The 21031-nt window shown below is 74.0% G+C and carries 22 protein-coding genes; 19 read left to right on the forward strand and 3 right to left on the reverse strand.

Annotated features, from left to right (window positions below):
• Window positions 1-2: 2 nt before the first annotated feature.
• A complete protein-coding gene (locus tag ACFQ9Z_RS27380; RefSeq protein ID WP_383024074.1) occupies window positions 3-917 on the reverse strand; it encodes a DMT family transporter in 915 nt (304 codons plus the stop codon).
• Between ACFQ9Z_RS27380 and ACFQ9Z_RS27385 the strand changes: the two genes are divergently transcribed.
• The 3 genes from ACFQ9Z_RS27385 (at window position 916) to ACFQ9Z_RS27395 (ending at window position 3618) form a co-directional block, all read left to right on the forward strand.
• Window positions 916-2388, forward strand: coding sequence for a PLP-dependent aminotransferase family protein (locus ACFQ9Z_RS27385; protein WP_383024078.1), 1473 nt, complete (start codon window positions 916-918; stop codon window positions 2386-2388). The genes ACFQ9Z_RS27380 and ACFQ9Z_RS27385 overlap by 2 nt on opposite strands.
• A gap of 125 nt (window positions 2389-2513) precedes the next feature.
• Window positions 2514-2951 (forward strand): GNAT family N-acetyltransferase, encoded by a 438-nt coding sequence (locus ACFQ9Z_RS27390; RefSeq protein WP_383024084.1) that lies wholly within the window; start codon window positions 2514-2516, stop codon window positions 2949-2951.
• Window positions 2952-3024: 73 nt separating this feature from the next.
• The gene (locus ACFQ9Z_RS27395) at window positions 3025-3618 is read left to right on the forward strand and encodes a histidine phosphatase family protein (protein ID WP_383024088.1); all 594 of its coding nucleotides are present in this window, start codon (window positions 3025-3027) and stop codon (window positions 3616-3618) included.
• Here ACFQ9Z_RS27395 and ACFQ9Z_RS27400 read toward each other — a convergent pair.
• Entirely contained in the window at window positions 3600-4043 is a 444-nt protein-coding gene (locus ACFQ9Z_RS27400) for a DUF6314 family protein (protein WP_383024091.1), read from the reverse strand. The genes ACFQ9Z_RS27395 and ACFQ9Z_RS27400 overlap by 19 nt on opposite strands.
• A 189-nt stretch (window positions 4044-4232) precedes the next feature.
• Window positions 4233-4673 carry a carboxymuconolactone decarboxylase family protein gene (locus ACFQ9Z_RS27405; protein WP_383024095.1) on the reverse strand — a complete coding sequence of 147 codons (441 nt, stop codon included), beginning with the start codon at window positions 4671-4673 and terminating at the stop codon, window positions 4233-4235.
• Between the two features lie 322 nt (window positions 4674-4995).
• Between ACFQ9Z_RS27405 and ACFQ9Z_RS27410 the strand changes: the two genes are divergently transcribed.
• The 16 genes from ACFQ9Z_RS27410 (at window position 4996) to ACFQ9Z_RS27485 (ending at window position 20997) form a co-directional block, all read left to right on the forward strand.
• Window positions 4996-7608, forward strand: a complete 2613-nt coding sequence (locus ACFQ9Z_RS27410) for a YfhO family protein (RefSeq protein WP_383024100.1) — start codon at window positions 4996-4998, stop codon at window positions 7606-7608.
• Window positions 7602-8552 (forward strand): glycosyltransferase family 2 protein, encoded by a 951-nt coding sequence (locus ACFQ9Z_RS27415; protein ID WP_383024105.1) that lies wholly within the window; start codon window positions 7602-7604, stop codon window positions 8550-8552. Before ACFQ9Z_RS27410 ends, ACFQ9Z_RS27415 begins: the two co-directional genes overlap by 7 nt.
• The gene (locus ACFQ9Z_RS27420) at window positions 8549-8950 is read left to right on the forward strand and encodes a GtrA family protein (protein ID WP_383024108.1); all 402 of its coding nucleotides are present in this window, start codon (window positions 8549-8551) and stop codon (window positions 8948-8950) included. The genes ACFQ9Z_RS27415 and ACFQ9Z_RS27420 overlap by 4 nt, the downstream gene beginning before the upstream one ends.
• 50 nt (window positions 8951-9000) lie before the next feature.
• On the forward strand, window positions 9001-9549 hold the full coding sequence (locus ACFQ9Z_RS27425; protein WP_383024111.1) for a YciI family protein: 549 nt from the start codon (window positions 9001-9003) through the stop codon (window positions 9547-9549).
• A 153-nt stretch (window positions 9550-9702) separates the two neighbouring features.
• Window positions 9703-11121, forward strand: coding sequence for an MFS transporter (locus ACFQ9Z_RS27430; protein WP_383024116.1), 1419 nt, complete (start codon window positions 9703-9705; stop codon window positions 11119-11121).
• Window positions 11122-11796: 675 nt separating this feature from the next.
• A complete protein-coding gene (locus tag ACFQ9Z_RS27435) occupies window positions 11797-12354 on the forward strand; it encodes a TetR/AcrR family transcriptional regulator (protein WP_382179339.1) in 558 nt (185 codons plus the stop codon).
• Entirely contained in the window at window positions 12351-13244 is an 894-nt protein-coding gene (locus ACFQ9Z_RS27440; protein WP_383024121.1) for an aldo/keto reductase, read from the forward strand. Before ACFQ9Z_RS27435 ends, ACFQ9Z_RS27440 begins: the two co-directional genes overlap by 4 nt.
• A 25-nt stretch (window positions 13245-13269) precedes the next feature.
• Window positions 13270-14289: an NADPH:quinone reductase gene (locus tag ACFQ9Z_RS27445; protein ID WP_383024124.1), complete on the forward strand. Its 1020-nt coding sequence runs from the start codon at window positions 13270-13272 to the stop codon at window positions 14287-14289.
• 253 nt (window positions 14290-14542) lie between these two features.
• Window positions 14543-14671: a hypothetical protein gene (locus ACFQ9Z_RS27450; protein WP_363167053.1), complete on the forward strand. Its 129-nt coding sequence runs from the start codon at window positions 14543-14545 to the stop codon at window positions 14669-14671.
• 56 nt (window positions 14672-14727) lie between these two features.
• Window positions 14728-15756 (forward strand): N-acetyl-gamma-glutamyl-phosphate reductase, encoded by a 1029-nt coding sequence (gene argC, locus ACFQ9Z_RS27455; protein ID WP_383024129.1) that lies wholly within the window; start codon window positions 14728-14730, stop codon window positions 15754-15756.
• A complete protein-coding gene (argJ, locus tag ACFQ9Z_RS27460) occupies window positions 15753-16904 on the forward strand; it encodes a bifunctional glutamate N-acetyltransferase/amino-acid acetyltransferase ArgJ (RefSeq protein ID WP_383024132.1) in 1152 nt (383 codons plus the stop codon). Before argC ends, argJ begins: the two co-directional genes overlap by 4 nt.
• The gene (gene argB / locus ACFQ9Z_RS27465; RefSeq protein ID WP_383024135.1) at window positions 16901-17809 is read left to right on the forward strand and encodes an acetylglutamate kinase; all 909 of its coding nucleotides are present in this window, start codon (window positions 16901-16903) and stop codon (window positions 17807-17809) included. Before argJ ends, argB begins: the two co-directional genes overlap by 4 nt.
• Window positions 17806-19005, forward strand: coding sequence for an acetylornithine transaminase (locus ACFQ9Z_RS27470; protein ID WP_383024138.1), 1200 nt, complete (start codon window positions 17806-17808; stop codon window positions 19003-19005). The genes argB and ACFQ9Z_RS27470 overlap by 4 nt, the downstream gene beginning before the upstream one ends.
• A 7-nt stretch (window positions 19006-19012) precedes the next feature.
• The gene (locus ACFQ9Z_RS27475; RefSeq protein WP_383024142.1) at window positions 19013-19558 is read left to right on the forward strand and encodes an arginine repressor; all 546 of its coding nucleotides are present in this window, start codon (window positions 19013-19015) and stop codon (window positions 19556-19558) included.
• Between the two features lie 97 nt (window positions 19559-19655).
• Window positions 19656-20243, forward strand: coding sequence for an RNA polymerase sigma factor (locus tag ACFQ9Z_RS27480; RefSeq protein ID WP_383024147.1), 588 nt, complete (start codon window positions 19656-19658; stop codon window positions 20241-20243).
• Window positions 20233-20997 carry a hypothetical protein gene (locus ACFQ9Z_RS27485; RefSeq protein WP_383024149.1) on the forward strand — a complete coding sequence of 255 codons (765 nt, stop codon included), beginning with the start codon at window positions 20233-20235 and terminating at the stop codon, window positions 20995-20997. Before ACFQ9Z_RS27480 ends, ACFQ9Z_RS27485 begins: the two co-directional genes overlap by 11 nt.
• The last annotated feature ends 34 nt before the right edge of the window (window positions 20998-21031 follow it).

The raw sequence follows: 21031 nt of genomic DNA on the forward strand, positions 1-21031 counted from the left end.
CGTCACGACCGCTGGGTGACGGCGATGCACACGAGCACGGCGACGGCGGTCAGGGGAGCGGCCGCCGTGAGGTCCTCGCCCAGCAGCAGCGCCGACCACACCAGTGTGAGCAGCGGCTGGGCCAACTGCAACTGGCTGGCCCTCGGGATGCCGATGGCCGCCATGCCCCGGTACCAGACCACCAGCCCGAGGAACTGCGAGCCGAGCGCCACCCACAGCAGGCCGGTCACCCCGTGCGCGGTCAGCCGCACCGGCTCGTACGACAGCGCGAGCGCGGCACCCGGGACGCTCAGCGGCAGGCACAGCACCAGCGCCCAGCCGATGACCTGCCAGCCGGGCATCACCCGGGCCAGCCTGCCGCCCTCGGTGTACCCGGCCGCGCACACCAGCAGCGCGCCGAAGAGGTAGCCGTCGGCGGCGGTGAGCGCGCCGCCGCTCTGGCCGACCGTGAACGCGACCACGGCCGCCGCGCCCGCCAGCGCCGCCAGCCAGAACCGCCGGGCGGGGCGGTGGCCCGTGCGCAGGGCGGAGCAGACGGCGGTGGTCAGCGGCAGCAGGCCGACCACGACGGCGGCGTGCGCGGTGGTGGAGGTCTGCAGGGCCAGCGTGGTGAGCAGCGGGAAGCCGAACACCACGCCGGCGGCGACGACCGCGAGGCCCGGCAGATGGCGGTGCTCGGGCAGCGGCACGCGCAGGGCCAGCAGACACCCGCCCGCGACCAGCGCGGCGAGCACGCTGCGGACGGCCACCAGCGTCCACGGCCCGAAGCCCTCAAGGCCCCAGGCGGTGGCCGGGAAGGTCAGGGAGAAGGCGAGGACGCCGAGCGCGGCCTGTCCGGTGCCGAAGCCCCGGCGCTCGGCGGCGGGGGCGGTGACTGCTATCGAGGTCGCGGCAGTAGCGCTACTCTGTGCTCTCATGCATGAGCGTAGCAGCGTGGGCGAACTGGCAGAACAGCTCCGTCGGGAAATGAACCGCTACTCACCTGGTGGAAAGCTGCCGTCCAGCCGGGCACTGGTCGAGCGGTTCCGGGTGAGCCCGGTGACCGTCTCCCGGGCCCTGGCGCAGCTCGCCGCCGAGGGACTGGTGGTGACCCGGCCCGGCGCCGGCGCCTTCCGGGCCGGCCCTCGCGCCGCCGCCGAGCCCACCGGGGACACCTCCTGGCAGGAGGTGGCGCTGAGCGCCGACGGCTCCGAGCCGGCGCCGCGCACCGTGGACGCCTCCGGGGTCACGGTCTCGCTGGCCGCGCCGCCGCCGGGTGTGCTGGAGTTCAGCGGCGGCTACCCGCACCCCTCCCTGCAGCCGGAGCGGGCGATGGCCGCCGCCCTGGCCCGCGCCGGGCGGCGGCCCGGCGCCTGGGGCAGACCCCCGCTGGAGGGGCTGCCGGAGCTGCGGGAGTGGTTCGCGCGCGGCATCGGCGGCGCGGTCACCGCCGCCGGGGTGCTCATCGCGGCCGGCGGACAGTCGGCGCTTGCCACCGCCCTGCGGGCGCTCGCCCCGCCCGGCGCCCCGGTGCTCGTCGAGTCGCCCACCTACCCGGGCATGCTCGCCCTGGCACGCGCCGCCGGGCTGCGCCCGGTCCCGGTGCCGGTCGACCCCGACGGGGTGCGCCCCGACCTGCTCGCCGACGCCTTCCGGGCGACCGGCGCGCGGGTCTTCGTCTGCCAGCCGCTCTTCCAGAACCCGACCGGCGCCGTCCTAGCCCCCGGCCGCCGCCCCGAGGTGCTGCGCATCGCACGGGCGGCGGGCGCCTTCGTGGTCGAGGACGACTTCGTGCGCCGCATGGTGCACGCGGACGCCGGGCCGCTGCCCCGCCCGCTGGCCGCCGACGACCCCGACGGCGTCGTGGTCCACGTCGGCTCGCTGACCAAGGCGACCTCGCCCAGCTTCCGGGTGAGCGCGCTGGCCGCCCGCGGGCCGGTGCTGGAGCGGCTGCGGGCCATCCAGGTGGTGGACAGCTTCTTCGTGCCCCGGCCGCTGCAGGAGGCCGCGCTTGAGCTCGTCGGCTCCCCGGCCTGGCCGCGCCACCTGCGGGCGCTGTCGGCCGAGCTGAAAGCGCGCCGCGACGCCATGACCGCCGAACTCGCCCGCCACCTGCCCGAGTTGTCCCTGCCCCACATCCCGTCCGGCGGGTACCACCTCTGGGTCCGCCTCCCCGACGGCACGGCGGGCGCCGGCGGCTCGGGCCCCGGGGCGGAGTCCGCCCTCACCGCCGCCGCCCTGCGCGCGGGCGTCGCCGTCACCCCGGGCCGCCCCTACTTCAGCGCCGAGCCCCCCGCCAGCCACCTCCGCCTGAGCTTCGCCGCGGTCACGGGCGCCGGCGAGATCGCGGAGGGCGTGCGCCGGCTGCGGACCGCCTGCGACGAGGTGTTCCGGCCCGGCGCCCGCTGACCCCGGGGCACCCGCGGGGCAGCCGGCCGGCCGCCGGCCGCCGCGGCACGCCGAGGCCCGCACCCCCTGGTCCGGCGGGTGAAACGGGGTCGACGCCGGGCCCGGCGGCCTGTGAGGATGCCGGCATGAGCGACGCACCCGAGCTGCCCGACGGCTACGAGTTCTCCGCCGACACCGGCCGCGTGGACGTGGACCGCGTGCACGGCTGGCTGTCGTCCGACGCCTACTGGGCGCTCGGCAGGCCCCGCGAGAAGCACGAGCGCGCCATGGCGGAGTCGGTCAACTTCGGCGTGTACGACGCGGCCTCGGGGGAGCAAGTGGCGTACGCGCGGGTGGTGACCGACCGGGCGCTGTTCGCGTGGCTCGCCGACGTGTACGTCGACCCCGCCGTGCGCGGCAAGGGGGTGGGCACGGCGTTCGTCGGCCTGATCCGCGAGCACCTGCGGCCGTACGGGCTGCGCCGCATCCTGCTGGCCACCGAGGACGCGCAGGAGGTGTACGCCAGGCTCGGCTTCCGGCCGGTCGACCGCCCCGACCACTGGATGGTCCATTCCTTCGAGTGAACGACTTATTACCCTCGGTAACAGCCGTACGGCAGCCCTTGACCTGGATAACCCCTGGGCCCACCATCACGGCATGCCACTTCGGGTGACGTTCGTCGCCGCCGCGCGCAGTTCCCCGCTGCTCGCGGAGCGCTTCGAGGACGACCGGCCGCTGGACCAGGCCGGCTGGGACGAGGTGCAGCGCGCCGCCGGGGACCTGCTGCCGCTGGCGGCGGCCGAACTGCGCTACTGCTCACCGACCCCGCGCAGCCGCGCCACCGGCGACGCCCTCGGATACGCCCCGCTGGTCCAGCTCGCCCTGCGCGACTGCGACATGGGCCGCTGGCGCGGGCTGACGCTGGGCGAGGCGATGGCACGCGAGCCGGAGTCCGTGGACGCCTGGCTCGCCGACCCGCGCTCCGCCCCGCACGGCGGCGAGTCGCTGCTCGCCTTCATCTCCCGGGTCGGCGGCTGGCTCGAGACGCGCCCCGCCGACGAGGGCGGCCGGATCGTCGCGGTCACGGAGCCCTCGGTGATCCGCGCGGCCCTGGTGTACGCCCTGAAGGCGCCGCCCGCCGCGTACTGGAACATCGACGTCCGCCCGCTGTCGGTGACCACCGTGGCGGGCCGCTCGGGCCGCTGGAACCTCCGTCTGGACGGCGTCCTCGCTCAGCCCTCGCGCACGTAGTCCGTGGTGAGCACCAAGTCCTTCGCGGGCCCGCCCACCCGCCACACCGTGCGCCAGCGGTCGGCGTCGGTGACGGTGAACTCGCCGCGGTAGAAGTCGGCCGCGCAGGGGTGGGCGGCGACGTACCGCCCCGAGGTGAGGTCGAGCTCGTGGAAGGGCCGGCCGTCCGCGAACCGCACGTGAGCCGTGCCCGGCTCCCGCCCCGGCAGGAAGCGCAGCGTCCGCGTCGCGGGCCGGGTCACGCCCCGCCAGGTGAACTCCCCGGACTCCTCGTGCAGGAGGCCGCCGCCGTCGAGCGGGCTGAAGACGGTGACCCCGGTGAACCGCCCCTCGTCCCCGCCCGCCAGGTCCCGCACGCGGCGCTCCACCCGCCAGCGCCCGGCCAGATGGGCCAGTACGTCGGGCACCGGCACGAGCCCGCTCACCGCCGGCCCTCCCGGTACCCCGGCCGCGGGCCGTCCGGCGGCCGGCCGGGCGACTGCCGCCCGGCCGGCCGGCGAGGCATCGGCTCATGCATGCCCCGAGTCTACGAGCGGGTCCCGTGCCGCGCCGGGGCGGCCCCGGCGCGCGCGCCTTTCAGGGCGACGCCTTCCCGGCGGACTCCGCCGCGTTCCTCAGGGCCGAGCGGAAGAGGCCCCGGGCGCGGGCGGCTGTCCCACCGGCAGCAGCCCGCGCTCGGCGAACACCTTCTTCGCGGCGAACGTGGCGTTCAGCGCCCTCGGCATGCCGCAGTACACGGCGGAGTGCAGCAGTGCCTCCGTGATCTCCTCAGGGGTGAGGCCCACGTTCAGGGCCGCGCCCACGTGCACGTCGAGCTGGGCCTCGCAGCCGCCGAGTGCGGTGAGCACACCCAGCGTGACGAGCTGGCGGTCGCGCGGCGCCAGTCCCGGCCGGTCGTAGATCTCCCCGAAGGCCCAGGAGACGACCTGGTGGCCCAGCTCCGGGCTGACGTCCGCGAGCGAGTCGACGACCCGCTGCCCGGCCTCGCCGTCCACCTTCCGCAGAACCGCCAGGCCGTGGGCGAAGCGCTCGTCACGCGTGGTGCTCTCGCTCATGTCGTACATCCCTTCCGGGCCGCCGCCGGACGCGGCCGCCGTTCGCCGTCACCGGAACGCTAGGAGCTGGAGCGCACTCCAGGTCAAGGTCCGCCGAGCACGCCTCTCGCCCGCGCCGTGCGAAACGTCGATTTACCTTGAAAACACCTTCCCGAAATTCCGTGTTTGCCGGGGCTTCGAGAAATTCACGACGTGTTCAGACTATTCGGAACGGGAGGCCCCACTTCTCGACGTGCGCACAACCATCCCTGATCAGACCCCGTCTGATACGGCGAAAACGAGGAGAACGAAGAATTCGAATTCGCTGGGGGCCTGCCGGACAATGGACCGCACGACCCGGCCCGAAGGGCCGCGCACGACGGCACGCGCCGCCCTGCTCGCCGCCGTCGTCACCGTCACCGCCTTCTGCGCCGCCGACGTCCTCGCGCGCAGCCGGCCCTTCGGCCCCCGCACCCGTGACGTCAACGACCTGGGCAACCAGTACATACCGTTCCACGCCCACCTGTGGGACCTGCTGCACGGCCGCGCCGACGGCGGCCTCCTCGTCAACTGGCAGTCCGGCTACGGCGCCGGCTTCCTGCCCGACCTCGGCACCTACCTGGGCAGCCCGTTCGCCCTGCTAGTCGCCGTCTTCCCGCGGAACGAGATCGACCTCGCGGTCTACGTGATCACCGTCCTGAAGACCGCGTCGGCCGGCGCCGCCATGGCCTGGCTGCTCCTGGCCCTGCGCCCCGGACGCTGGTGGGCGGCCGGTCTGCTCGGCGCCTCCTACGCCCTGTGCGGCTGGAGCGTGGCCGACGCCTCGTACAACCCCATGTGGCTGGACGGCCTCATCGCCCTGCCGCTGCTCTGCCTGGCCGGCGAATGGGCGCTCGCCGGCCGCCGTATGGTGCTCGGCACACTCGTCGTGGCCCTCGCCTGGACCGCCAACTTCTACACCGCCTACATGGCCACTCTCGGCGCCGGACTGGTCCTGCTGCTGCGCCTGTTGCTCGCGGACCTGCCGCGCCGGCGGGCGCTCGCCGCGTCCGGCCGTGCCGCGCTCACCGCCGCCCTCGGCGTGGGCCTCGCCGCCCCGCTGGTCGCCGTCGTCTACTTCGGCACCGAACACGCCTACCCCGGCCGGTTCCACGCGTTCAGCCCGGTACCGGACGAGGACCTGCTGGCCCGGCTGCTGCCGGCCACCTACGGTTTCGGCTCCCCGGCCCTCTACGTGGGCCTGACCACCCTGCTGCTCGCCCTCGCCCTGCCGTTCCACCGCGCGGTCCCGGCCCGGGTGCGCACCGGCTGGACCCTGCTCGTGCTCGTGGCGACCCTGTCGCTGCAGTGGACGCCCACCCATCTCCTCTGGCACGCCTTCGCCACGCCGCAGGGCAGCCCCTACCGGCAGGCCTTCGTGGTGTGCGGGCTGCTGGTCATCGCCGCCTGGCACACCCTCTCGTACGGCCCGCCACCCCGGCGCGTCCTGGCCGCGGCAGCCGCGCTGCTCGCCCTGGCCACCGTCCTCGCCGGCCGCAGCCACCTGGTGCGCCCGCACACCTGGCCGGTGCTGCTGCTCGCCGCCGCCGGGGCGCTCGGCGGCCTGGCCCTGCTGGGCCGCGCGCACTCCGGGCGGCGCGCGCGGGCCCTGGCCGGGCTGGCCGCCGTACTCCTGCTCGGCGCACAGCTCGGCGAGAGCGCCGCCACCTCCGCCGCGGCCACCCGGGCGCGCCTCGCCCACCTTGACGACTACGCGCCCTGGGGGCAGCGGCAGCAGCGGCAGGCGGCGGCGATCGCCCTGGCCGACGGGTGGCCCCGGTACCGCACCGACCCCGGCCGCGAGCAGACCGTCGCCAACGACCCGTTGCTGGTCGGCGGCCAGGGCGCCCAGTACTACAGCAGCCTGACCTCCGACGTGCTCAGCCGCACCCTCACCGCGCTCGGCGGCGGCTGGACCTCCCGCGGCAGGAGCGTGCAGAGCCTGGACAACCCCGTCACCGACGTCGTCTTCTCCGTCGGCGCCCGGGTGCACTCCCCGCCGGACCCGCACCAGTCGAGGCCGCCGCACGACGGTGGCGGCGGCCCGCTCACCGTCACCCGGCGGGACGTGCCGCCCCTGGTGACCGTGCGCGGCGCCCCCGCACGGGCCGCGTTCGGACCCTCGCCCTACCGCAACCAGGAACTGCTGCTCGGCAGCCGCGTCTACACCGTGCCCCGCACCACCGTGCACGACGACGCGGGGCGGCCCGCCCCGGGCGGCCGGGTCGGCACCCGGAACGCGCTGGCGCACCCGACGGTCACGGCCGGCTGCCCGGCCGGCAGCCAGGTGTTCCTGTGGGCCCCGCACTTCTCGGGCACCGCGCGCCTGGACCGCGCCCGGGCCGGCGCGCGCTTCCGGTTCGCCCACCCGCGCAACCGCGCCGCCATGGAGCCGCTCGGACCCGCCCCGGCGTCCGGGCGGCTGCGCGTCACGCTCACCCCCGACCGGCCCGGCCGCGTCCCCGGCGGCGCCGTCGGCTGCCTGGACACCGGGCGCCTGCGTGCCGCCGCCGCCCGCCTGACGGCCACCGGCGCCACGCGGGTCACCGTCTCCGACGGCACCCTGCACGCCGAACTGCCCGCCCGCAGCCGGGGGACCGCCGTCGTGGCCGTCCCCCGGACCGCCGGCTGGCGGTGCGCGGCGGGCGGCGGCCGGCCCCGGCCCGCCGAGTCGTACCACGGACTGATCGCCGTCCCGCTCGACGGCGTCTCCACCTCACTGACCTGCACCTTCCACCCGCCCGGCCTGCGGCTGGGCACAGCCGTCGGGGCGGCCTCGCTCCTGACGCTCGCCGTGCTCGCCGTGCTCGGGGCCGTGCGCCGCCGGCGCGTCCCGGCACCGCACCCGACCACACCGCCACGCGAACGCGTGACCACCGCGCTCCGACCGCGCCCTGGGGGAGATCCGCCATGCTGATATCGATCGTCGTGCCCTGCTTCGACGAGGAGGCCGTCCTCGAGCGGTTCCACGAGGAGGTCCAGCGGACCGCCGACGAACTGCTGCCGCTCGGGCACGACATGGAGTTCGTCTACGTCGACGACGGCAGCCGCGACCGCACCCTCGCCGTGCTCGAGCACCTCGCCGGGCGCGACTCCCGGGTGCGGTACGTCTCCTTCAGCCGCAACTTCGGCAAGGAGGCGGCCCTGCTGGCCGGCCTCCGGCACGCCGGCGGCGACTCGGTCGTCGTGATGGACGCCGACCTCCAGCACCCGCCCGAGCTGATCGAGCGGATGGTCCGGCTGCGCGAGCAGGGCCACGACCAGGTCATCGCCCGGCGCACCCGCTCCGGCGACCGGCTCACCCGCACCCTCACCGCCCGCCTGTACTACCGGCTCGTCAACCGCCTGGTCGACGTCGAACTGGTCGACGGCGTGGGCGACTTCCGCCTGATGTCGCGCCGCGTGGTGGACGCGGTGCTGGCCCTCACCGAGTACAACCGCTTCTCCAAGGGCCTGTTCGCCTGGGTGGGCTTCCCGAGCACCACCTTCGAGTACGAGAACGCGACGCGCGAGGCGGGCCGCAGCTCCTGGAACATGCGCAGCCTGCTCAACTACGGTCTCGACGGCCTGCTGTCCTTCAACAACAGGCCGCTGCGCGCCGCCCTCTGGCTCGGCACGGGCCTGCTGCTGTGCGCGGGCCTGTACACCGCCTGGATCGTGGGCGCCGCACTCGTCAACGGCGTCGACACCCCCGGCTATGTGACCATCATCACCGCGGTCACCGCCCTCGCCGGCGTGCAGATGGTCATGCTGGGAGTCATCGGGGAGTACACCGGCCGCATCTACTACGAGGTGAAGGGGCGTCCGCACTTCCTGGTCAAGGCGACCAACGTGGAACGAACGAAAGACCTCATCCCTTGATTCCGAGACAGATCGTCACCTTCGCCGTGGTCGGTGTCGTCAACACGGCCGTGTACTACGGCCTCTACCTGTTGTTCCTGCACTGGCTCCCCTATCTCGGCGCGCACGCTGTGGCATTTCTGCTCAGCATGGTCGGATCCTTCTTCCTCAACGCGCGATTCACCTACCGGACGCGGCCCACGTTGCGGAAATTCCTGCTGTTCCCGCTGACGAACGTCACCAATTTCCTCGTCACCACCGCGGGCGTGTACGTGATCGTGGACGTCCTGCACGCCGGGAACCGCTTCGCCCCGCTGCTCGCCTCGGCCGCCGCCATCCCGGTGACGTTCGTGGTGTCCCGCCGCATCATGCTGCCGGGCGGCAGGAGCGCCGGCGACCGGCCGCGCGTCTCGGCGTGACGAACGAATCCGGTTGAGGCACGGGCCCGCGGTGCGCCAGGGTCCACGGCATGGAGTTCTTCTGCTACCACCGCGACCGGCCCGGCTCCGAGGCGTTGCGCGGCGAACTGACCGAGGAGCACTGGTCGTACATGGACCGGTACGCGGCGGAACTGATCGCGCGCGGCCCCACCTTCGCCGCCGGGGGCGGCGCGCCCACGGGCAGCGTGCACATCGTCGACCTGCCCGGCCCCGCCGCCGCCCGCGCGTTCGCCTTCGACGAGCCCAACCAGCAGGCCGGCGTGTACCGGGACGTGCTGCTGCGCCGGTGGCGCGATCTGCTGGGGCGCACCATGTGGGAGTTCCCCGGCGGGGCGGCCGGCGGCAACCGGTACCTGGTGCTCGGGCTCGGTGCGCGGGGGACCACCGGGCCCGAGCTGCCGCCCGGCCGGGACGACCTGATCGCGTTCGGGCCGCTGCTGTCCGACGACGGCGCCACCTGGCTGGGCACGGCGGCCCTGGTCCGGGCCCCGGACCCGGAGACCGCCCGGGCCGTCCTGGCCCCGGGCGCGTACGCCGCCGTCGAGGTCCACGACTGGGAGTTCGGCGGGCGGCGCTGAGCGGACCGTGCCGCGGACCCGACCGGCCGCGGCCGGTTGGGCCGTCCGGTCCATGCGGGCCGCCCGGCGGCCCGGGGTCGTCGATCGGCGCGCCCGCGCCGCCTAGCATGCTCACCGCTCAGGGTTCCCCGGACCGAGGACGGAGTCGGCGACGTGCCCTTCGCTGAGTCCGCCGGCGGTGGGCCCGCGCCCCCCGGCCCGGCCCCGTCGGCGGCGACGCGCTCCATGGCGCCGCTGCTGGCCGTGTGCGCCGGGTACTTCATGGTCATCCTGGACGTCACCATCATCAACGTGGCCGTGCCGGTGGTCGGCCGGGAACTCGGCGCCTCGCTCACCGGCATCCAGTGGATCACGGACGGGTACACCCTGGTCTTCGCCGGGTTCCTGATGACCGGCGGCGCGCTGGGCGACAGGCTGGGCAACCGGCGCGTCTTCCGGGCGGGCACCGGGGTGTTCACGGCGGCCTCGGCGGCGTGCGCGGCCGCGCCGGACACCTCCTCGCTGGTCGCGGCCCGGCTGCTGGAGGGGCTCGGCGCGGCCCTGATCGTGCCCGGCTCGCTCGCCCTGCTCCAGGAGGCCTATCCGGAGCCGGCGGCCCGCTCACGGGCCTTCGGGCTCTGGGGATCGATGGCCGGCATCGCGGCCTCCGCCGGGCCGCTGCTGGGCGGGCTGCTGGTCTCCACGGTGGGCTGGCGCTGGGTCTTCCTGATCAACCTGCCGGTCGGCGTGGTCTGCCTGGTGCTGACGTCCCGGTTCGTGGCGCCCTCGCCGCGGCACCCCGGCCGGGCCCTGGACTGGCCGGCCCAGTGCGCCGTGGTGGCGGCCGTGGCGCTGCTCACCGCCGCGCTCAACGAGGCGGGGCGGCGCGGCTGGACCGACCCCGCCGTGCTCACCGGTCTCGCCCTGACCGCGCTCGCCGTCGCGGCGTTCGCCGTGCGCGAGCGGCTCGCCCGGTCTCCCGCGCTTCCGCCGGTGCTGCTCCGCTCCCGGGCGATGAGCGGCGGGGCCGTCGTCGGCCTGCTGTTCAACTTCGGCTTCTACGGCATGGTGTTCACCGCCAGCCTGTACTTCCAGCACCAGCGCGGCTACAGCGCCCTGCGGACCGGGCTGGCCCTCTTCCCCGCGGTGGCGATGACGATGTTCGCCTCCGTGCTGTCCGGGCGGCTGACCCGCCGCACCGGCGACCGTCCGCTGGTGGTCTCCGGCATGCTCCTGGGCGCCCTGGGGCTGGCCGGCTGGGCCGCGGCCGGGCCGGATCCCGCTTACCCGCTGCTGGTGCTGCCCATGATGGCCGCCGGATTCGGCACGTCCTTCGCGCTCACCGGCTCGACCGCCACCGTGATGGGCGCGGCGCCCCCGGCGTACGCGGGCGCCGCCTCCGCCCTGTTCAACACCACCCGCCAGATCGGCAGCGCCACCGGCGTCGCCCTGGGCGGCAGCCTCCTGGCCACCGGCACCGACTACGGCACCGGCCTGCGCACCGCCATGGCCGTCGGCGCCCTCGCCTACCTGTGCGCCGCGGCCCTCGCCTGGCGGAGCGTCCCGGCCCGGACGGCCCCGCGGGGCCGCTGACGCGACGGCCGCGCCCGAGCCGCCGGGCCGGACCCCACCCGGCCGGCACTTGACCCGTGGTGAGACCGGCCCCGTCCTGATCCTGGGCGACACCTTCCGGAACTGCTCCTGCCTGTCGCGCAGGGCGGACTCCCGGACGGCGCCGCTTCAGATCCCATGACGACTCCCCGTGCCCCGAAGGTCCCTGCCGCCAACGCTGTTCCCGGGGACCGGGTCCCCACGGCGCTTGGCCAAGTGTGACTGAGCGTCGTAGTTGGCCACTGAGCGTTGCAGGTGGCGGAGCTGCGCGACGCTGGCCAGGCCGGAGGCTCGACCGGTAACGCCCGAATCCGGGATATGGAGGTGCTGGCTCCTGGCCTGGTCCAGGGGCATTTCAAAGTCCCGGTGATCGCGTGAGTCCGCAGGTCGCGGCGGTGCGAGGAGTACGGGCCGGGCCGTCACGAACGCATCGAAGCTCCGGTTGAACGGGGTGACCTTCCCAGCTGGACGAGGCGTTCCTCGTCCAGTTCGTGCAGCGCTGCCCTGACTGATCTCACGCCTCCTAGACGCCCGGGCCGGGCCGCAGGTCTTTCCCGAAACGTGATCCCCGCCACATCCGCCCGCGCAGCAAACGGAACAGCGGTTCTGTATGTTGAGCTAACAAGCAGAACCGAGATTCTTTTTGTGGGAGGTGCGGTGCCGCGACTCACCGACGCACGCAAGGAACTCCGGCGCGCCCAGATCACCGAGGCCGCCGTACGCTGCTTCAGCCGCAACGGCCTGGAGCGGACCTCGATCGCCGACATCACGGCCGAGTCCGGCCTGTCAACAGGCTCGATCTATGCCCACTACCGCAACAAGGCCGACTTGGTTCAGGCCTCCGCCCACGCGGTGCTCGCCAAACGCGCGGAGGCCCTCGGCGAGTACGCCGGGAGCGACACCCCGCCCGACCCCGACGAACTGCTCACTCGCCTGATCGCCGGCATCGACCCGGTCGAAGCCCGGGTCGGCGTGCAGACCTGGAGCGAGGCGACCAACAACCCGGCCATCCACGACATCGTCGTCGACACGATCGACCGGATGCGCGCGATGGTGCACGACAGCGTCACCGCCTGGCTGGTCAAGGTCGAACACCTCGAGCCGGCCGAGGCCCAGGAGCGCGCCACCCCGATTGCCCATCAGGTGCAGAGCCTCTACCTGGCCCAACTGCTGTACACCGCCCTGCAGTCACCGGCCGAGGAGACCGCGCCATGACCACCCTGACCGCTCCGTTCGCAGGCCGCACCGTTTTCCGGGTCGGCTACGGCGCCCTGCAACTCGAACGCCTGCACCACAGCCGCAGTGAGGCCGTCGCCCTGCTGCGCCGCGCGGTCGAGCTGGGCGTCGACCACGTGGACACCGCCCAGTTCTACGGCTTCGGGTTCGCGAACCAGGTCATCCGCGAGGCGCTGCGCCCCGAGGACGGCGTCCTGGTCGTCACGAAGGTAGGGGCCGACCCCGACCCGGGCGGGCCTCTGCCACTGCGTCTCGCGCAGCGCCCCGAACAGCTTCGCGCCAGCGTCGAGGACAACCTGCGCAGCCTCGGCGTCGACCGGCTCCCTGTGGTCAACCTCCGCCGGCTCGACTCCGGCCCCGGCCTGCGCCCCGACGGCGACCAGGTGGTCGACCTCGACGACCAGCTCGAAGTGATGACCGCCCTGCGCGACGAGGGCAAGATCGGCGCGATCGGCCTTAGCTGCGTCACCCTCGACGGTCTTCGCCGCGCCCTGCCGGCGGGCATCGCCTGCGTGCAGAACGCGTACAGCCTCGTCTCCCGCGACGACGAGGACCTGCTGCGGCTGTGCGCGGCCGAGGGCATCGCCTGGGTGCCGTTCTTCCCACTCGGCGGGTCCTTCCCGGGCCTGCCCAAGGCGACCGACGAGCCGGCGGTGCACGCCGTGGCCGAATCCCTGGGCGTCACACCCTCCCAGGTCGGCCTCGCCTGGCTACTGCACCGCGCCCCCAACGTGCTGCTCATCCCCGGCACCGCCAACCCCGCTCACCTCGAGGCCAACACGGCCGCCGGCGGGATCACTCTCGACGCCGCCACCCTGGCCACCCTCGACGCCATTGAGTCCCGCTCCGTCGAAGTCCCCATCGGCTGACCAGCCCCCCGACCAGGACGGAATCATGAAAGCCATCGTCTACCGCGACAACGGCGGCCCCGACGTTCTTCGGCTCGTCGACCGCGACCTGCCCCTGCCCGGCTCCGGCGAGGTCCGCGTCCGGGTCGCCGTGTCCGGGATCAACCCGACCGACTGGCAGGCCCGCTCCGGCCTCGCCCATACCAAGCAGTTCTCCGAGGTCACCCCGCACCTGGACGGCGCCGGCGTGATCGACGCCGTCGGTGAGGGAGTCGACCGGAGCCGGGTCGGCCAGCGGGTCTGGCTGTTCATGGCTGCCGCCGGGCGGCCCACCGGCACCGCCGCCGAGTTCACCGTCGTACCGGCCGAGCGGGCCGTGCCGCTGCCCGACGAGGCCGGCTTCGATGTCGGCGCCGCACTCGGCGTCCCCGCGCTGACCGCGCACCGCGCGCTCACCGTCGCCGAGGACGGCCCGCGCCGCCTGCGGCCGGGGGCGCTGGACGGCACGGTCGTGCTCGCCGCCGGCGGGGCCGGGGCGGTCGGGCACGCCGTGATCCAGCTCGCCGGCTGGGCCGGCGCGACCGTGATCAGCACGGTCAGCGGACCGGAGAAGGCCCGACTGGCCACCGCCGCCGGCGCCCACCACGTGGTCAACTATCGAGAGGGGGATCCGGCCGCCGAGATCCGCAGGATCGCCCCGGACGGCGTCGACATCGTCGCCGAAGTGGCGCTCGGCGCGAACATCGCACTGGACCTGGCCGTGCTGCGGGCGCGCGGCACGATCGCAACCTACGCCAACGACGGCGGCAAGCCGGTCGAACTGGACGTGCGGCACAACATGGTGCTCAACACGCGCCTCCAGTTCCTGGTGCTCTACACGGCCGGTCCGCAGGCGCGCGCCGCGGCCGCCGAGGACATCGCCGCCGCGGTCCGCGACGGCGCCCTGCCGGTCGGCGAGGAACACGGCCTGCCACTGACCCGCTTTCCGCTCCACCGCACCGCCGACGCGCACCGCGCGGTGGAGAGCGGCACAGTCGGCAAGGTCCTGGTGGACATCACGTCCTGACGCCACGGTGCGCCCCACCTCGCCGTGACGGCAGATCCCGCCCCGGACCGGCGCTGTCAGCCGGCGGCGGCCTCGGCAGCGTGAAGTGCGTCCAGGAGCGCAGTCTGTTGCTCGGTCAGCTTCCCTTCGGTGCGGGCCTTCGCCTGCTTGCGCGGCCACGCGCCGGGCCGAAAGGACGGGTCGTCGCCCAGGCCGGTGCGGTTGACCGGGCCGGTGACGGTGCCGCCGGCGGCGAGGTCACGGTCCCGAGAACATGTCGACCCTGCGCAACCTGGCGATCAACGCGCTCCGCGGCGCCGGACACCGCAACATCGCGGCCGGCATCCGGCACGCCTCCTACGAGCCCTTCACTCGCCCGCTCGACCTGTTGGGCATCGCCTGACGATTGCATAAAAGTGCAGCGATACGTATAGTCATGCCATCCGGAGGAGGATGGACATGGTGGTACGTGCGGCGGTGGCCGGAGCGAGCGGATACGCGGGCGGTGAGGTCCTGCGGCTGCTCCTCGCGCACCCCGAGGTCGAGATCGGGGCCCTGACCGCAAGCTCCAACGCCGGCCGGCGGTTCGGCGAGCTCCAGCCGCACCTGCTGCCGCTGGCCGGCCGGGTGCTGGCCGAGACCACGCCGGAGAACCTCGCCGGGCACGACGTCGTCTTCCTGGCGCTGCCCCACGGGCAGTCCGCCGCCGTCGCCGAGCGGCTCGGCCCGGACGTCCTCGTGGTCGACATGGGCGCCGACTTCCGGCTGCGGGACCCGGCCGACTGGGTGCGGTTCTACGGCTCCCCGCACGCCGGCACCTGGCCCTACGGCCTCCCCGAACTGCCGGGTGCCCGCGCCGCGCTGGAGGGGTCCAAGCGCATCGCGGTACCCGGTTGCTACCCGACCGCCGTCTCGCTCGCCCTTTACCCGGCCTACGCGGCCCGCCTCGCCGGGCCCGAGGCGGTGGTCGTCGCCGCGTCCGGCACCTCGGGCGCGGGCAAGGCGCCCAAGCCGCACCTGCTCGGCAGCGAGGTGATGGGCTCCATGACGCCGTACGGCGTCGGCGGCGGCCACCGGCACACCCCCGAGATGGTCCAGAACCTCAGCCAGGTGGCGGGGGAGCGGATCTCGGTCTCCTTCACCCCGACCCTCGCGCCGATGCCGCGCGGCATCCTCGCCACGTGCAGCGCGAAGGCCGCCCCCGGGGTGACGGCGCAGTCCGTCCGCACCGCCTACGAGAAGGCCTACGCGGACGAGCCCTTCGTCCATCTGCTCCCCGAGGGGCAGTGGCCGGCCACGGCGTCCGTGTACGGCTCCAACGCCGCGCAGGTGCAGGTCGCCTACGACGACGCCGCGGGCCGGGTCATCGCGATCAGCGCCATCGACAACCTGACCAAGGGCACCGCCGGCGGCGCCCTGCAGAGCATGAACCTCGCCCTGGGTCTCCCGGAGACCACGGGACTTTCCACGATCGGAGTCGCACCGTGAGCGTCACGGCAGCCAAGGGATTCACGGCGGCGGGCATCGCCGCCGGGATCAAGGAGAACGGCAACCCCGACCTGGCCCTCGTGGTCAACGACGGGCCCCGCCGTGCCGCCGCCGGCGTCTTCACCTCCAACCGCGTGAAGGCCGCCCCGGTGCTGTGGTCCGAGCAGGTCCTCAAAAGCGGCCAGGTGTCGGCCGTCGTGCTGAACTCCGGCGGCGCCAACGCCTGCACGGGCCCCAAGGGCTTCCAGGACACCCACGCCACCGCGGAGAAGGCGGCCGAGGTGCTCGGCCGGGGCGCCGTCGAGGTCGCCGTCTGCTCCACCGGGCTCATCGGTGTGCTGCTCCCGATGGACAAGGTCCTGAAGGGGGTGGAGACGGCCGCCGCCGCCCTGAGCGAGCACGGCGGCGAGAAGGCCGCCATCGCCATCAAGACCACCGACACCGTCCACAAGACGTCCGTGGTCACCAGGGACGGGTGGACCGTCGGCGGCATGGCCAAGGGCGCGGGCATGCTCGCGCCGGGCCTCGCCACGATGCTGGTCGTCCTCACCACCGACGCCGACCTCGGCGGCGAGGCGCTGGACGAGGCCCTGCGCGCCGCGACCCGGGTCACCTTCGACCGCGTCGACTCCGACGGCTGCATGTCCACCAACGACACCGTGCTGCTGCTCGCCTCCGGCGCCTCCGGCGTCACCCCCGGGTACGAAGAGTTCGCCGAGGCCGTCCGGCAGGTCTGCGACGACCTCGGCCGGCAGCTCATCGGCGACGCCGAGGGCGCCAGCAAGGACATCAGGATCGAGGTCGTCAACGCGGCGACGGAGGACGACGCCGTCGAGGTGGGCCGCTCGATCGCCCGCAACAACCTGCTCAAGTGCGCCCTGCACGGCGAGGACCCGAACTGGGGCCGCGTCCTGTCCGCCATCGGCACCACGAGGGCCGCCTTCGAACCGGACCGGCTGAACGTCGCCATCAACGGCGTCTGGGTCTGCAAGAACGGTTCCGTGGGCGAGGACCGCGAGCTGGTCGACATGCGCTACCGCGAGGTGCACATCGTCGCCGACCTCGCCGCGGGCGACGAGACCGCGACCGTCTGGACCAACGACCTGACCGCCGACTACGTCCACGAGAACAGCGCCTACTCCTCATGACCACGACGCGGAAACACACGGCACTGCCCAAGGCCCAGATCCTCATCGAGGCGCTGCCCTGGCTGACCCGGCACCACGGCAGGACGGTCGTCATCAAGTTCGGCGGCAACGCCATGGTGGACGAGGACCTGAAGGCCGCCTTCGCCCAGGACGTCGTCTTCCTGCGGCACGCCGGCCTCAGACCGGTCGTCGTGCACGGCGGCGGTCCGCAGATCAGCGCCGCCCTCGACCGGCACGGCATCGTCAGCGAGTTCAAGGCGGGCCTCAGGGTCACCACCGAGGACGCCATGGACGTCGTACGGATGGTGCTCGCCGGGCAGGTGCAGCGCGAGCTGGTCGGCCTGCTCAACCAGCACGGCCCCCTCGCCGTCGGCCTGACCGGCGAGGACGCCCACACCATCACCGCCACCAAGCACCAGCCCGAGATCGACGGCGAGCTGGTCGACATCGGGCGGGTCGGCGAGATCACCGAGATCGACACCGGCGCCATCGAGGCACTGCTCGCCGACGGCCGCATCCCGGTCGTGTCCTCGATCGCCAGATCACAGGATGACGGACATGTCTACAACGTCAATGCTGATACGGCGGCTGCGGCACTCGCTGCGGCACTGGGGGCCGAGACCCTCATGGTCCTCACGGACGTCGAGGGCCTCTACGAGGACTGGCCCCACTCCGACGAGGTGATCAGCCGCCTCACCGCATCCCAGCTGGAGAAACTGCTGCCCGAGCTGTCCGCGGGCATGGTCCCGAAGATGGAGGGCTGCCTGCACGCCGTGCGGGGCGGCGTGCGCACCGCCCGCGTCATCGACGGCCGGGTGCAGCACTCGATCCTGCTGGAGATCTTCACCGACGAGGGCATCGGCACGATGGTCGTGCCCGACGAGACCGAGGGGGAGCAGTCATGACGGGCAACCAGGAACTGACCGCGCGGTGGCAGGGCGCGCTCATGAACAACTACGGCACCCCCCGGCTGCCCCTCGTGCGCGGTGCGGGCGCCCGGCTGTGGGACGCCGACGGCAAGGAGTACCTCGACTTCGTCGGCGGCATCGCGGTCAACGCGCTCGGCCACGCCCACCCGGCCGTGGTGGAGGCCGTCAGCCGGCAGATCGGCTCCCTCGGCCATGTCTCCAACCTGTTCGTCGCCGAGCCGCCGGTCGCCCTCGCCGAGCGCCTGCTGCAGCTCTTCGGCCGGGACGGCAGGGTCTACTTCTGCAACTCCGGGGCCGAGGCCAACGAGGGCGCCTTCAAGATCGGCCGGCTCACCGGGCGGACCCACATGGTCGCCACCCGGGGCGGCTTCCACGGCCGCACGATGGGCGCCCTCGCGCTCACCGGCCAGCCCGGCAAGCAGCAGCCGTTCCTGCCGCTGCCCGGCGACGTCACCCACGTCCCCTACGGCGACGCGCAGGCGCTGGCCGCCGCGGTGACCGAGGAGACGGCCCTCGTGATCATCGAGCCGATCCAGGGCGAGAACGGGGTCGTGGTGCCCCCGGCCGGCTACCTCAAGGCGGCCCGCGCCATCACCGCCGCCACCGGCGCCCTGCTGGTGCTCGACGAGGTGCAGACCGGCGTCGGCCGCACCGGCAACTGGTTCGAGTACCAGGCCCACGAAGGCGTCCTGCCGGACGTCGTCACGCTCGCCAAGGGACTCGGCGGCGGCCTGCCGCTCGGCGCCACCGTCGCCTTCGGCCGCGCCGCCGAGCTGCTGCGGCCCGGCCAACACGGCACCACCTTCGGCGGCAACCCGGTCGCCTGCGCCGCCGGACTCGCCGTCCTGGACACCATCGCGGACGAGGGACTGCTGGCCAACGTCAAGCGGCAGGGCGAGAAACTGCGCGACGGGATCGAGGCGCTGGGCCACCCGCTGATCGACCACGTCCGGGGCGCGGGTCTGCTCCTGGGTATCGTGCTCACCGGGCCGCACGCGCCACAGGCGCAGCAGGCGGCCCAGGAGGCCGGGTTCCTGGTGAACGCGCCCGCTCCCGACGTCGTACGGCTCATGCCGCCGCTGAACCTGCGCGACGACGAGGCGGGCGCCTTGCTGCGGGCACTGCCCGGCATCCTCGACGCAGCCGACGGGGACGGACGAACCGGGGAATGAGACGACGATGAGCCAGGCGCAGGACCACGAGCAGGCGGCGGGCGCCGGACCCGCCGTCCCGCAGACCCGCACCGCCCGCCACCGCCGGATCGTGGACATCCTCAACCGGCAGCCGGTGCGGTCCCAGAGCCAGCTCGCGAAGCTGCTCGCCGACGACGGTCTGAGCGTCACCCAGGCGACGCTCTCCCGGGACCTCGACGAGCTGAACGCGGTGAAGATCCGCAACAACGACGGCGACCTCATCTACGCGGTGCCCAGCGAGGGCGGCTTCCGCACCCCGCGCGCCCCGCTGGGCGAGTCGGCGAAGGAGGAGCGGATGCGGCGGCTCTCCCAGGAGCTGCTGATCTCCGCCGAGGCCTCCGCCAACCTCGTGGTGCTGCGCACCCCTCCGGGCGCGGCCCAGTTCCTCGCCTCGGCGATCGACCAGGCCGAGCTGCACGACATCCTCGGCACCATCGCGGGCGACGACACCCTGCTGCTGATCAGCCGGAACCCGGACGGCGGCCAGGCGCTCGCCGACCATCTGCTGCGGCTGGCACAGAACGGGCAGTGACCCGCGTGCGGGTCCCGGCCGACCGGCGGACAATGGCCTTGTGATCTTCCGGAGCCGGGGGGCAATCCCCTGGCGGCGGCCGTCCGTATCCAGAGGTGTGTCGGGTTACGGGTCACCGGTGGACCGACTTCCGGACGAGGCTCTTCTGTCCGGACTCTCCACCGGTGACGAGGAACTCGCCGTCGCCTTCGTACGGAGGTTCCAGCACAGGGTCTTCGGTGTCGCCATGGCGGTCACCGGTGATCCGCAGCTCGCCGAGGACATCGCCCAGCAGACGTTCGAGCGTGCGTGGCGTCATGCGCAGATCTACGACTCGCGCCGCGGGTCGGTCACGACCTGGCTGACGACCATCGCGCACAACCTCGCCATCGACGCCGTCCGCGCCCGGCGGACGCAGGCGGTGGCGCCCGAGGACCTCGAGGCGCTCCTGGGCGTCGTCACCGAGACGCCCGAGCGGTGGGCGCTTGCCGACGAGGCCTCGTCCCAGCTCCGGAGCGCCCTGGCGCGGCTGCCGCGGGAACAGGCGCGTGCGCTGGTGATGGCGGGCGTCTACGGGATGACGGCCCAGCAGATCGCCGAACAGGAGAAGATTCCGCTGGGCACCGCCAAGACGCGGATCAGGGCGGCCATGGGCAAGCTGCGGACCACCCTCGCGGCTCCGAAGCGAGGCGACCATGTCCTGTGAGGTGACCTGCGGGAGACTGCGGGAGCTCGGCGCCGAGCTGGCGCTCGGCGTGCTCGACGGCCGTGAACGGGCCGAGGCCGTCGAGCATCTGGAGCACTGCGCGGACTGCCGCGAGTACATCGAGCACCTCACCCTGGTCGGTGACCGGCTGATCGGCCTGCTGCCGGGCCGCGAGCCGCCCCCCGGCTTCGAGACCCGGGCGGCGCGCGCCCTGACCGGGGACGCGACGGCCGACGAGGGGCGCCCGCACGCGCGAGCGCCCGGCCGTCTCCGCGAGGGCCTGTACGGCCGCGTCCGGCGCACCCGGCTGCGGCTGGCCTCGGCGGCCGTCGCGTTCGCCGTCGCGTCCGGGTTCGCCGGCTGGGGCATCGGCACCGCCGTCGAGCAGGTCACGGCCTCGCCCGCCGGGACCGAGACCATGCTGGTCGGCGATCTGACCTCGGCCCGGTCCGGAGGCGGGCCCGGCGGCGAGGTCTACGCCCATTCCGGCAGGCCGGGCTGGGTGTTCATGACCGTCGACCTGACCGGCCCCGGCGCCGCGTACAACGGCAAGGTCACCTGTCTGCTGGAGCGCTCCGACGGCACCACGGTGCGGCTCGGCGAGTTCCCGGTGCGCGACGGGCGCGGCGCCTGGGGCGTGGCGGCTCCCGTCGACGCCGCCGCGGTCTCCGGCGCCCGCCTGACGTCGCCGGACGGCACGGTCCTCGCCACCGCCCCGCTGGAGACCGGCCGGATCAGCACCGGCCAGGCGTGATCCCGGGCGCCCGCGACGGCCTCAGCCCTCGCGA

The organism is Streptomyces sp. NPDC056580, assembly GCF_042793175.1.
Classification (GTDB): Bacteria; Actinomycetota; Actinomycetes; order Streptomycetales; family Streptomycetaceae; genus Streptomyces.

What these genes read in the sequence shown, in the direction of transcription:
- argC (WP_383024129.1), top strand. Translation starts at nt 14,728, where the DNA reads ATGGTGGTACGTGCGGCGGTGGCCGGAGCGAGCGGATACGCGGGCGGT.
- ACFQ9Z_RS27380 (WP_383024074.1), bottom strand. Translation starts at nt 917, where the DNA reads ATGAGAGCACAGAGTAGCGCTACTGCCGCGACCTCGATAGCAGTCACC.
- ACFQ9Z_RS27385 (WP_383024078.1), top strand. Translation starts at nt 916, where the DNA reads ATGCATGAGCGTAGCAGCGTGGGCGAACTGGCAGAACAGCTCCGTCGG.
- ACFQ9Z_RS27450 (WP_363167053.1), top strand. Translation starts at nt 14,543, where the DNA reads ATGTCGACCCTGCGCAACCTGGCGATCAACGCGCTCCGCGGCGCCGGA.
- ACFQ9Z_RS27440 (WP_383024121.1), top strand. Translation starts at nt 12,351, where the DNA reads ATGACCACCCTGACCGCTCCGTTCGCAGGCCGCACCGTTTTCCGGGTC.
- ACFQ9Z_RS27485 (WP_383024149.1), top strand. Translation starts at nt 20,233, where the DNA reads ATGTCCTGTGAGGTGACCTGCGGGAGACTGCGGGAGCTCGGCGCCGAG.
- argB (WP_383024135.1), top strand. Translation starts at nt 16,901, where the DNA reads ATGACCACGACGCGGAAACACACGGCACTGCCCAAGGCCCAGATCCTC.
- ACFQ9Z_RS27405 (WP_383024095.1), bottom strand. Translation starts at nt 4,673, where the DNA reads ATGAGCGAGAGCACCACGCGTGACGAGCGCTTCGCCCACGGCCTGGCG.
- ACFQ9Z_RS27415 (WP_383024105.1), top strand. Translation starts at nt 7,602, where the DNA reads ATGCTGATATCGATCGTCGTGCCCTGCTTCGACGAGGAGGCCGTCCTC.
- ACFQ9Z_RS27425 (WP_383024111.1), top strand. Translation starts at nt 9,001, where the DNA reads ATGGAGTTCTTCTGCTACCACCGCGACCGGCCCGGCTCCGAGGCGTTG.
- ACFQ9Z_RS27390 (WP_383024084.1), top strand. Translation starts at nt 2,514, where the DNA reads ATGAGCGACGCACCCGAGCTGCCCGACGGCTACGAGTTCTCCGCCGAC.
- ACFQ9Z_RS27475 (WP_383024142.1), top strand. Translation starts at nt 19,013, where the DNA reads ATGAGCCAGGCGCAGGACCACGAGCAGGCGGCGGGCGCCGGACCCGCC.
- ACFQ9Z_RS27410 (WP_383024100.1), top strand. Translation starts at nt 4,996, where the DNA reads ATGGACCGCACGACCCGGCCCGAAGGGCCGCGCACGACGGCACGCGCC.
- ACFQ9Z_RS27445 (WP_383024124.1), top strand. Translation starts at nt 13,270, where the DNA reads ATGAAAGCCATCGTCTACCGCGACAACGGCGGCCCCGACGTTCTTCGG.
- ACFQ9Z_RS27470 (WP_383024138.1), top strand. Translation starts at nt 17,806, where the DNA reads ATGACGGGCAACCAGGAACTGACCGCGCGGTGGCAGGGCGCGCTCATG.
- ACFQ9Z_RS27395 (WP_383024088.1), top strand. Translation starts at nt 3,025, where the DNA reads ATGCCACTTCGGGTGACGTTCGTCGCCGCCGCGCGCAGTTCCCCGCTG.